Origin of the sequence: Citrobacter sp. wls829, assembly GCF_005280825.1 — a bacterium.
Lineage (GTDB): Bacteria > Pseudomonadota > Gammaproteobacteria > Enterobacterales > Enterobacteriaceae > Citrobacter > Citrobacter gillenii.
This window is the reverse complement of the sequence record NZ_SZWP01000017.1, coordinates 1-9633: the sequence shown is the minus strand read 5'-3', so window position 1 is coordinate 9633 and position 9633 is coordinate 1. Positions and strand designations below refer to the sequence as shown.

Annotated in this window: 11 protein-coding genes and 1 pseudogene; 10 read left to right on the top strand and 2 right to left on the bottom strand. The window is 52.1% G+C overall.

All coding sequences use genetic code 11. From position 1 onward, the window contains the following. Nucleotides 1-216 precede the first annotated feature (216 nt). The 4 genes from FDW88_RS01865 to FDW88_RS01850 all read left to right on the top strand — a co-directional run bounded on the left by FDW88_RS01865 (nt 217) and on the right by FDW88_RS01850 (nt 2162). Nucleotides 217-537, top strand: coding sequence for a DUF134 domain-containing protein (locus tag FDW88_RS01865; RefSeq protein WP_001137910.1), 321 nt, complete (start codon nt 217-219; stop codon nt 535-537). After that, nucleotides 512-973 carry a NifB/NifX family molybdenum-iron cluster-binding protein gene (locus FDW88_RS01860; protein WP_000626969.1) on the top strand — a complete coding sequence of 154 codons (462 nt, stop codon included), beginning with the start codon at nt 512-514 and terminating at the stop codon, nt 971-973. The genes FDW88_RS01865 and FDW88_RS01860 overlap by 26 nt, the downstream gene beginning before the upstream one ends. 160 nt (nt 974-1133) lie before the next feature. Beyond that, nucleotides 1134-1571, top strand: coding sequence for a PaaI family thioesterase (locus tag FDW88_RS22550; protein WP_016241611.1), 438 nt, complete (start codon nt 1134-1136; stop codon nt 1569-1571). A 114-nt stretch (nt 1572-1685) separates the two neighbouring features. Then, a complete protein-coding gene (locus FDW88_RS01850; protein ID WP_072259269.1) occupies nt 1686-2162 on the top strand; it encodes a Dps family protein in 477 nt (158 codons plus the stop codon). A 291-nt stretch (nt 2163-2453) separates the two neighbouring features. Here FDW88_RS01850 and FDW88_RS01845 read toward each other — a convergent pair whose 3' ends face one another. After that, a complete protein-coding gene (locus FDW88_RS01845) occupies nt 2454-2804 on the bottom strand; it encodes a helix-turn-helix transcriptional regulator (protein ID WP_040115257.1) in 351 nt (116 codons plus the stop codon). A 160-nt stretch (nt 2805-2964) separates the two neighbouring features. Between FDW88_RS01845 and FDW88_RS01840 the strand changes: the two genes are divergently transcribed. Continuing rightward, nucleotides 2965-4623: an FAD-dependent oxidoreductase gene (locus FDW88_RS01840; protein WP_137361905.1), complete on the top strand. Its 1659-nt coding sequence runs from the start codon at nt 2965-2967 to the stop codon at nt 4621-4623. A 245-nt stretch (nt 4624-4868) separates the two neighbouring features. After that, nucleotides 4869-5333, top strand: coding sequence for an isoprenylcysteine carboxylmethyltransferase family protein (locus FDW88_RS01835; protein WP_001243598.1), 465 nt, complete (start codon nt 4869-4871; stop codon nt 5331-5333). A 283-nt stretch (nt 5334-5616) separates the two neighbouring features. Here FDW88_RS01835 and FDW88_RS01830 read toward each other — a convergent pair. Continuing rightward, nucleotides 5617-5946, bottom strand: a pseudogene (locus FDW88_RS01830) (lipocalin family protein); the annotation flags it as partial. 117 nt (nt 5947-6063) lie between these two features. Between FDW88_RS01830 and FDW88_RS01825 the strand changes: the two are divergent. From FDW88_RS01825 to FDW88_RS01810, 4 genes are all read left to right on the top strand, one after another. Then, a complete protein-coding gene (locus FDW88_RS01825; RefSeq protein ID WP_137361904.1) occupies nt 6064-6789 on the top strand; it encodes a MerR family transcriptional regulator in 726 nt (241 codons plus the stop codon). Between the two features lie 99 nt (nt 6790-6888). Then, nucleotides 6889-7299, top strand: a complete 411-nt coding sequence (uraH, locus tag FDW88_RS01820; protein WP_000750473.1) for a hydroxyisourate hydrolase — start codon at nt 6889-6891, stop codon at nt 7297-7299. A gap of 102 nt (nt 7300-7401) precedes the next feature. Further along, on the top strand, nt 7402-8361 hold the full coding sequence (locus FDW88_RS01815) for a DUF523 and DUF1722 domain-containing protein (RefSeq protein ID WP_000208728.1): 960 nt from the start codon (nt 7402-7404) through the stop codon (nt 8359-8361). 145 nt (nt 8362-8506) lie between these two features. After that, the gene (locus FDW88_RS01810) at nt 8507-9595 is read left to right on the top strand and encodes an AAA family ATPase (RefSeq protein WP_000633445.1); all 1089 of its coding nucleotides are present in this window, start codon (nt 8507-8509) and stop codon (nt 9593-9595) included. The last annotated feature ends 38 nt before the right edge of the window (nt 9596-9633 follow it).

The following is a 9633-nucleotide window of genomic DNA, read 5'->3' as shown; positions in this document are numbered from 1 at the left end:
AGTGACCATAGATTCCGTTTTCTGAGACGACCCCCTTATGGCAGCACTTTAAATTGAGTCTCATACAGTATCTGTTTTCTTTCTCTTCATCTCTCATGACCTGCTGCCCACTTACAGACTCCAGGGTAAAGCAAAAAATTCTCCACCGGTGAGCAGAGTATATTGCATATGCCAGTTTATGAGTGTATATATAGCATATGCCAATAAGGAGCCTTCATGCCAAGACCCAGAATTCCCCGTAACATCTGTGGCCGCCCTGCGGATACCTGTTTTAAGCCCAATGCGCGACCGATGAGCCAGCTTGAACATGTTCATTTAAAAGAAGATGAGTTTGAAGCGTTACGGCTGGTCGATTTACTGGGCATGCAACAGCAGGAAGCGGCTGTTGCAATGGGGGTTTCAAGGCAGACACTGGCCAATGTCCTGAAAGCAGCCCGTTTTAAGGTTGTGGACTGTCTCACTCAGGGCAAGGCCTTAATAATGCACTCTGAAAGGGAAGGAGTTACACAAGATGATCACAGCCATTCCAGTGAATGACGACCGGGTAGCAAATCATTTTACCAAAGCGAGTCACCTTGTCCTGGTGGATGAGCGCGGTGTGGAGCTCAGCCGGACAGAAAATCCCGCGCTGGGCGCAGATTGTTCAGGTAAACGGAAGCTGGTTGACCTGCTGGTTCAACAGCAAGTCAGCCGCGTTGTGGTCCGTAACATCGGGGAACGGATGCTGGGTAAATTACTGGGGCATCAGATCGCGGTGTACCAGACTGACTGTGGTCGTCGTTTGTTCACTGAACTGTGTGATCCGGATACCCGTGTTCTGACTGAACTGAATAAGCCGGAGCAGGGACGCCAGTCCTTTCATCATGAGGCGAAAGGGAAAAAATGCTGTCACTCTGACGGGAACACAGCAGAAAATGCGTGCCAGGGTGGGCGTCAGCATCATCACGGAAACGGGCGCTGTTGCCATTCATGAGTTTATTTCATCACGGGCGGTGATTTTTATCAGACCCGTATTGTGTATAAACCAGGAGCCGGAATGTGTGGAGGAGGCAGTAATGATGCCGGGGGAGCCCCTCAGCTGACTGAATTCCGGATGCCTCCCGTCAGTACAACCGGACGCTGAGCAGAAACAGATGAATTGTTATCTTGATGCCAGAAAGGCCCATACCTGTTGTATGGTCTGTAGTTCCCGCGACAACAACCCTGATACGGTGAACTTAATGTTTTCAGAGCACCCGGATGGCTCTGTATGTGCGGACTACACGGCCAATCACAGGCATCAGGGGTATACGGGTCTTTTACATGGCGGAATGACGAGTACCCTGCTGGATGCAGCAATGACTCATTGTTTGTTCATGCAGGGTGTGCAAGCCCTGACGGCTGAACTGACGGTAAGATTCATTTCACCCGTTTGTACCGGAGACAAACTGATGGTATGTGCCAGACTGCTTGGGCAACGCAGGGGGATTTACCTGCTTGAAGCATGGCTGACAAAAGGACAGCAGACAGTGGCACGTGCCACGGCGAAATTCATTGTTCCGTCGCAGGATATTGCTCTGGCGCATCGCTAGTGTGACAGACGACAGGTGTACCTGGTTATTATAAAAATTTGAGGCGTGTTTTGCTCAGACCGGAAAGAATAATCGCATATCGTATATTCCACTGAAACCGTGTAAGAGGTAGTTATGAGTAAACAAATCATTGATATTGGTATTGCTGAATCATCCCGGGTGGAGATTGCAGACGGTCTGTCCCGGCTTCTTGCTGACACCTATACCCTGTATATAAAAACACATTACTATCACTGGAATGTAACTGGCCCCATGTTTAATAGCTTACATTTAATGTTTGAAAATCAATACAATGAGTTGGCCACCGCCGTTGATGATATTGCTGAACGTATACGCTCGCTCGGATGTTTCGCGCCCGGCACATATCATGAATTTTCACGTTTAACTGCGGTTAATGAAGACAAGGATATTCCGGCAGCAAAAAACATGATTGAAAATCTTGTCCAGGGCCAGGAGACCGTGGTTAAAACCGCACGCTCTTTATTCCCGATCGTTAATAGTGGGAATGATGAAGCCACTGCGGATCTGCTTACACAACGTATCCAGTTGCATGAGAAAACCGCCTGGATGTTGCGTAGCCTGCTTGAATGATGTCACCCGGTAGCAGCAGAGATAAACAGTTTGTCAGCCACAGGCCATTTCTGACGCAGCAGTATCACTGCGTGCCTGTGGCTCTTTTATCTGACCGGAATAGTATAAAAACCGATAAATCAACCAGTAAACCTGTGAGCGGGCAAGTGATTAAACAGTCCGGAAAGGGATTGCCGGCGGGTATATCCGAATCACTGTCGTTTTCCCGTTACAGTTTCGTCCAGGCACTTCATAGCCTCAACAAGTTTATGATCCACTGATAAAACGGTTTGCAGAGAAAGCAGAATCATATTATTCGTTGTTATGGTTTCCTTTACCTGTCCCGGCCTGCGGACAGTAAAGAGTATATAAGGTATTTAACAACGTCATGATCCGGTTATCCCCGATACGGTAATATACCATTTTACCAGCCCGTCGGGTCTCAACCAGCTTCAGGCGGCGCATGACGCCAAGCTGCTGAGACAACGTCGGCTGAGTAATCCCGACCGCCGCTTCGAGTTCGGACACATTCGCTTCTCCCTGGCTTAACTGGCACATCAACAGCAACCGGTCGCTGTTGGCTAGTCCCCGTAAAACATCCGCTGCCCTCAGGGCCGCATTTTTCATATCAGTCTGACGTTTTGTGTCTTCATTCATTTGCATTGATGATTTCTCATATTATGTGTTTTTATATAATATATTTTAGTATACTGATAGTGGCATAATTTTGCCACCGTGTTCGCCAGGTCTGCAGCGTCCAGCTGACCCGGGTAACTAATTATATCTGGTAGGCATTTTGCCCCGAGTGAACAGAGAGGATGTAATGAAAATAGTGATAGTTGGTGGTGTTGCCGGTGGCGCATCCGCTGCAGCCAGGGCTCGCCGGTTGTCAGAGGATGTCAGTATTGTTGTGTTTGAACGGGGAAGCGATGTCTCTTTCGCCAACTGTGGATTGCCTTATCATATAGGCGGAAAAATTCCGTTACGGCAGTCACTTATTCTTAAGACTCCGGAGGATTTTAAATCCCGCTTTAACATAGACGTCCGTACCTGCCATGAAGTGACGTCAGTGGATCCGGTTAATAAAACTGTAACAGTTAATAATTTGATCTCAGGCGAGATCCATACCGAAGTATGGGATCGTCTGCTCCTCAGTACCGGAGCCGCGCCGGTTGTCCCTCCTTTGCCCGGGCTACAGCAAGAGGGAGTCTTTACGCTCCGAAATCTTACTGACATGGATGCTATCCTGGCGTGGATTGAGCAACATAACGTCGCTCACACCACGCTTGTCGGGGGCGGGTTCATCGGACTTGAAGTGATGGAGGCTCTGAGCGAACGGGGGATCCGTGTCACTCTGCTGGAGATGGGGGAACAGGTTATGGCTCCGGTTGATCCTGAAATGGCATCAGTCCTGCATCAGGAAATCCGGAATCATGGCGTGGATCTGCGTCTCAGAACGGCACTCACCGAGGTACTGCGGACAGAAACGGGATTCCGCGTTGCACTGTCTGACGGTGGCTTTGTGCAGACCGACATGGTTATTCTCGCCATCGGGGTAAAACCTGAGAACAGCCTTGCCACATTAGCCGGGCTCGAAGTGGGTAAACGTGGAGGCATATGTGTCAATGCTTGTATGCAGACCAGTATCCCTGACATCTACGCCGTGGGGGATGCAGTTGAAACACCTGACCTTGTTTTTCAGGAACCCGCTAATATTCCTCTGGCTGGGCCCGCCAACCGCCAGGGACGCATTGCTGCTGATAACATGCTTGATCACCACAGCCTTTACCATGGCAGTCAGGGGACATCCATTTGTAAGGTATTTTCGCTGAGTATTGGCAGCGTCGGTGCGAATGAAAAGCAACTGAAAGCCCACGGCACCCGATACGAGAAGGTTTACGTCCATGCTGCTGATCATGCCGGTTACTACCCGGGGGCAACGATGATCAGTCTTAAACTGCTGTTCAGCCCCGATACTGGCAAAATTCTCGGGGCCCAGGCGTCAGGGAAAAAAGGGGTTGATAAACGCATCGATGTCCTGGCTGTCGCACAGCGTGCGGGACTTACCGTCAACGATCTTGAGCATCTGGAGCTGACTTATGCTCCTCCTTTTAACAGTGCAAGGGACGTTGTTAACCAGGCTGGAATGGTGGCGGCAAATGTCATCAAGGGAGATACGGTCATCTGTCATGTCCGCGATGTGTTACAAAGGGTACCGGGCAGTTATTGTTTACTTGATATTCGCTCTCCTGCAGAACTGAAACAATTTGGCGAATATCCTGACGCGCTATCCATTCCACTGGATTCCCTGCGGGAGAATCTTGAAAAAGTACCTAAAGATAAAGAGATTTTTATAGGGTGCCAGAGTGGCCTGCGCGGGCATGTGGCATACCGTATTCTTCAGGCCCACGGCTTCAGGACATATAATCTGAGTGGTGGCTTTATAACCTGGCAGGCGGTAACGGAGTCAATAAGTAAATAAGAGATGAGGTGCCATACACATGGCACCCTGAATCGCCACAGGTTTAACAGTGAAGTGGTCTGCTGAATTTGTTCACCTGAACAGAGGTGTGGACTGACCCCGCACCGTTATAAGGACAGTTATGAAAAAAATAACTTTTCAGATCAGGCATATAATGTCAGATTCATGGTCACTATAGGAATGGCAAGGACTGGATTTTCATTTTGCAGCCATCAGGCTGCTTAGTTCAGAGATAGGTCTGTGTAATGCGTAACTTCGTGACTCGATTGAGAGTATGGTTTCCGCCCCCACTCATCTTATTGCTGTTTTTCGTCACTGATGTGTTGACTGCAATCCCGCGTTTTACCTTCGACATCGTGAATATAGTGCTAAGCGTGTTGCTGACCGGTGTTTGTATTACCATGATACTGCACACCGCTTGGCAGATGAGCACGAACGGCACGACGCTTAATCCGCTTCATCCGGATAGAACCACCAAGCTGGTAACTGTCGGTTGTTACGCATGGAGTCGAAACCCTATTTACCTTGGAATGAGCGGGCTCCAGTTATCCGTTGCTCTCTGCTTTGGCAGCCTGGTGGGGATACTTGCTGTACCGTTGTTTATGTTTGTAGTAGCCAGATTACATATCCATGTTGAAGAGGTACAGCTTCGAAAACGTTTCGGGTTGGAATGGGAACGCTATACCCAACGGGTTCGTCGCTGGTTATAGCAACCCCGTGGTGTTGCAGGAGACAAATAAGGGGTCAGTTTGGAGATCGGAAATTTTTGTACGTTAAGCACATTATTTAACCAATTAGGATACGTAAGTGATTGTTTTATCGTCAGTGGCTATCGCTTTTAGGTTGTCGCTCTTGCTGTATCGCATTTAGGTTATCCGATTAAGACAAAATCCCCTGAAAACGCTGTATAGCGCGGGAGTACACCCTATTGCTACAGGTAAGCCTGTTCAAAAAACAGGCTTACCGTACAATAATTCTCTATATCCAAACTGACCCCAAGAAGGACACCTTCAGCGCGGCCGTGGTCGGTTCGCCGGTAAAGTAGGCTTTACCCTCGCTCTCATTCCACTTGTTCTTCACAGGGTCGTAGCCGCGGTTAAGCACGCTGATGCCGCCGTCGCTGCGCTTGCCGTAGGTGGCGGTAACCTGCTCCAGGCCGCGTTCAAAGCGGTTTTCCAGGCGAGCGACTTCGTACCATTTGCCAAGATAGCGGCTGGCGTCAAAACCGGAAATGGGCTGCACGCCCTTCGGTGGGGTAGGGGATTTACAGGCTACCAGCGTCAGGGCAATGGCAACACCGGTCACAACAGGCCATAGCTTCATGAGAATTCCTTTCATTTGCACGGTTGGAAATTAAGTGTAGTGCACCGCGGCGGCGCTTCATCCCATCCGCGAAAATTCGTAGTATATTGAGAGTATTCCTCAACTCTGGACACGGACATGGCTTACTCCATCGGCGAATTCACCAGACTCAGCGGGATCACCGCCACCACGCTGCGGGCCTGGCAGCGGCGCTACGGCTTACTCAAGCCTCAGCGCACGGAGGGCGGCCACCGCCAGTACAGCGATGAGGACGTCCAGCAGGCGCTAAAAATCCTCGACTGGGTAAAAAAAGGCGTCCCGATTGGCCAGGTCAAACCGCTGCTGGAGCGCCCTACGTCGCGCCTGACCAACAACTGGCTCACGCTGCAGCAGAGCATGTTACAGCGCCTGCAGGACGGCAAAATCGAGTCCCTGCGTCAGATGATTTACGACGCAGGACGCGAGTACCCAAGACCAGAACTGGTCGCGAACGTGCTGCGTCCGCTGCGCAGTCAGGTGTCGGCAAACGTCGCCGCCGCCATGACCCTGCGGGAGATCCTCGACGGCATCATCATCGCCTACACCTCGTTTTGCTTGGAAGGCGATAAAAAAGCGCCGGGCGACAACATCCTGCTCAGCGGCTGGAACCTGAATGACCCGTGCGAAGTCTGGCTCGAAGCCTTAACCCGCACCGGGCAAGGCCACCGTATCGATATTTTACCCACGCCGCCCGCCACGCTGGCCCCGGAGATTTTCCCGGACCGCCACTGGCTTCTGGTCACGCGCGGTAAACTCACCGCCGCGCGCAAAAAGCAGATCGAGCAGTGGCAGCAGCAGGTATCGCTTGAAGTGATTATCCTCTAATCATTTTCTCCTGCGGGAATCTTCACGAAAAGTTGAATATTTTCCCGCGCCACAAATGCTAACGTTTTCCTGTGACCGACAACCCCACAGGAAAACACAATGAAAAAAACTGCCTCTCTGCTGATGCTGACCACCCTGGCCTTTGCCCCTGCCGCCTTTAGCGCCCCTGCCGGCACGCTGAGCGTACACATTCTTGACCAGCAAACCGGGATGCCGCCATCGGACGTTACCGTCACGCTGGAAAAACAGCAGCAGGACAAATGGACCCCAATTGCCAGCGGCAAAACTGACCATGACGGCCGCATCAAATCGCTTTATCCGGAGGATCAGGATATGCAGCCCGGCGTCTATAAAGTGGCCTTTAAAACCGCAGATTACTTCCACGGGAAGAAGCTGGACTCCTTCTTCCCGGAGATCCCGGTGCTGTTCACCGTAACCCGGACCAACGAAAAGCTGCACATCCCTCTCCTGCTGAGCCAATACGGTTATTCAACTTACAAGGGCAGTTAAGAAACGTTGATTTTAAAGGCAAATAAAAAATAATTCCGCTAATACTTGGACAAATTAGTCATGTTGTGTAAGTTTTAAAGAGAAGAACGGGAGGACCACACCATGACAACAAAACCTGTGCTCGGTATTAGCGGATGTTTGACCGGGTCTGCCGTTCGCTTCGACGGCGGACACAAGCGTATGGGCTTTGTCATGGATGAACTGGCCCAGTGGGTGAGTTTCAGGCCCGTCTGCCCGGAAATGGCGATTGGCCTGCCGACGCCACGCCCGGCCATACGCCTGACGCTGACGGACAGCGGCGAAACGCAGCTCCGCTTCAGCAAGCCGCCCCATGATGATATAACGCAGAAAATGGCCGACTTTACGGCGGACTATCTGCCAAAAATCGGCGATCTGTCGGGATTTATCGTCTGCGCGAAATCGCCAAGCTGCGGCATGGAACGCGTGCGGCTATATGATGAAAACGGCAACCGGGGCCGCAAGGAGGGTGTCGGGCTGTTCACCGCCGCCCTGCTTGAAACCTACCCGTGGCTGCCCGTGGAGGAAGACGGTCGGCTGCACGACCCGGTGCTGCGGGAAAACTTTATCGAGCGGGTATTTGCCCTGCACGAGCTGAACACGCTGCGCGCTAAAGGCCTGACGCGCCGCGCGCTGCTGGATTTCCACAGCCGCTATAAATTGCAGCTTCTGGCGCACCATCAGGCGGGCTACCGCGAGATTGGCCCGTTCGTTGCGTCGCTGCATGAATGGGAAGATCTGGACGCGTTCTTCGTGGCGTACCGCGAAAAGCTGATGACCATCCTGAAAAAGCCCGCCTCGCGGAAAAACCATACCAACGTGCTAATGCATATCCAGGGCTATTTCCGTAACCAGCTGAACAGCCGCCAGCGCGTCGAGCTGCGCGATGTGATCCTGCACTATCGCGACGGGCTGCTACCCATCCTCGCGCCGTTGACGCTACTGAAACACTACATGGCCGAATACCCTGACCGGTATCTGATGACGCAAAACTACTTTGATCCCTATCCTGATGATTTGGGTCTGCGTCTGGCAGTAACCTGACGATAAAAATGCGAAGGCCCGTTTGACCCACAGAGGCCCAAAGCAGTACCCCGTTTAGACGACACCCTCACTGTCGTCTCTTTTTTGCATTCCACACAAAAGACTGTAATTATGTACAGGATTGTAACGCAAAAAGGGACTGCCTGTGATCACCACCCTGCACATTCAAAACTACCGCTCGATTCGCGAAATGTCGCTGGAGCTGGAACAGCTCAACATCGTCTTTGGCCCAAACGGCACCGGAAAATCCAATATCTACAAGGCGATCCACCTGATGCACAGCGCCGCACAGGGGCAGTTTTCGCAGGCACTGGCGAACGAGGGTGGGATTTTAAAAGTGTTCTGGGCAGGCAAAACCCGCAGCGACCAGCTGCGGCGGATGAATTTGGCCGTTGAAACCGAAACCTACGAATACGAGCTGCAGGTAGGCTTTGTCGAAAAACTGCCTTACCCCTCACAGTTTCAACTCGATCCGGTGATCAAAGAAGAGTCCATCTGGCTGAGTGGTCAATACCGCCGCCCGTCGTCACAGCTGATGAAGCGTAAAAATCAGGCCGTATTTCTGAACAACGTGCATCACGAGAAAGTCACCCACAGCGGCACGCTGTATGAGAACGAATCGGTGTTCGGCCAGCTTGGCGAGCCGCATCTTTACCCGGAAGTGTCGCAGATGCGCGAGTCGCTGCGTAACTGGCGCTTTTATCAGGAGTTTTCTGTATCAATCGGCTCGGCCATGCGCGCGCCTCAGGTCGGTTTCCGCTCCCCAGTGCTGGCCAGCGACGGCGCAAACCTGGCGGCGGCGTTTCAGACCATCGTGGAAATTGGCGACGAGCTGCTGCTGATGCGCATCCTCGACCAGGCCTTCCCCGGCTGCGTGTTTTACAGCGACAACACCGGCGGACGCTTCCGGATGATGATGCAGCGTGAAGGGCTAAGCAGACCGCTGGAGCCGGCGGAATTCTCCGACGGCACTCTGCGTTTTCTGTGCCTGGCGGTGGCGCTATTAAGCCCGCGTCCACCGGCCTTTATCGCCCTCAACGAACCGGAAAACAGCCTGCATCCGCAGATGCTGCCCGCGCTGGCGAGCTTAATCGCCGAGGCCAGCCGCTACTCGCAAATTTGGCTGACCAGCCACTCGCCGGAACTGGCGAATTTAATTGAGAAACAGAGATCGTTTTCGCTGTATCAGCTGTCGATGGTGGAAGGAGAAACGAAGGTGGAGAGGCTGGGGTAGTCTCCCAGAGGGCACTGTTGCAAAGTTAGCGATGAGGC

Excerpts from the sequence above, each read along its gene's own strand:
- FDW88_RS01865 (WP_001137910.1), top strand. The coding sequence starts at position 217 with ATGCCAAGACCCAGAATTCCCCGTAACATCTGTGGCCGCCCTGCGGAT.
- FDW88_RS01860 (WP_000626969.1), top strand. The coding sequence starts at position 512 with ATGATCACAGCCATTCCAGTGAATGACGACCGGGTAGCAAATCATTTT.
- FDW88_RS22550 (WP_016241611.1), top strand. The coding sequence starts at position 1,134 with ATGAATTGTTATCTTGATGCCAGAAAGGCCCATACCTGTTGTATGGTC.
- FDW88_RS01850 (WP_072259269.1), top strand. The coding sequence starts at position 1,686 with ATGAGTAAACAAATCATTGATATTGGTATTGCTGAATCATCCCGGGTG.
- FDW88_RS01845 (WP_040115257.1), bottom strand. The coding sequence starts at position 2,804 with ATGCAAATGAATGAAGACACAAAACGTCAGACTGATATGAAAAATGCG.
- FDW88_RS01840 (WP_137361905.1), top strand. The coding sequence starts at position 2,965 with ATGAAAATAGTGATAGTTGGTGGTGTTGCCGGTGGCGCATCCGCTGCA.
- FDW88_RS01835 (WP_001243598.1), top strand. The coding sequence starts at position 4,869 with ATGCGTAACTTCGTGACTCGATTGAGAGTATGGTTTCCGCCCCCACTC.
- FDW88_RS01825 (WP_137361904.1), top strand. The coding sequence starts at position 6,064 with ATGGCTTACTCCATCGGCGAATTCACCAGACTCAGCGGGATCACCGCC.
- uraH (WP_000750473.1), top strand. The coding sequence starts at position 6,889 with ATGAAAAAAACTGCCTCTCTGCTGATGCTGACCACCCTGGCCTTTGCC.
- FDW88_RS01815 (WP_000208728.1), top strand. The coding sequence starts at position 7,402 with ATGACAACAAAACCTGTGCTCGGTATTAGCGGATGTTTGACCGGGTCT.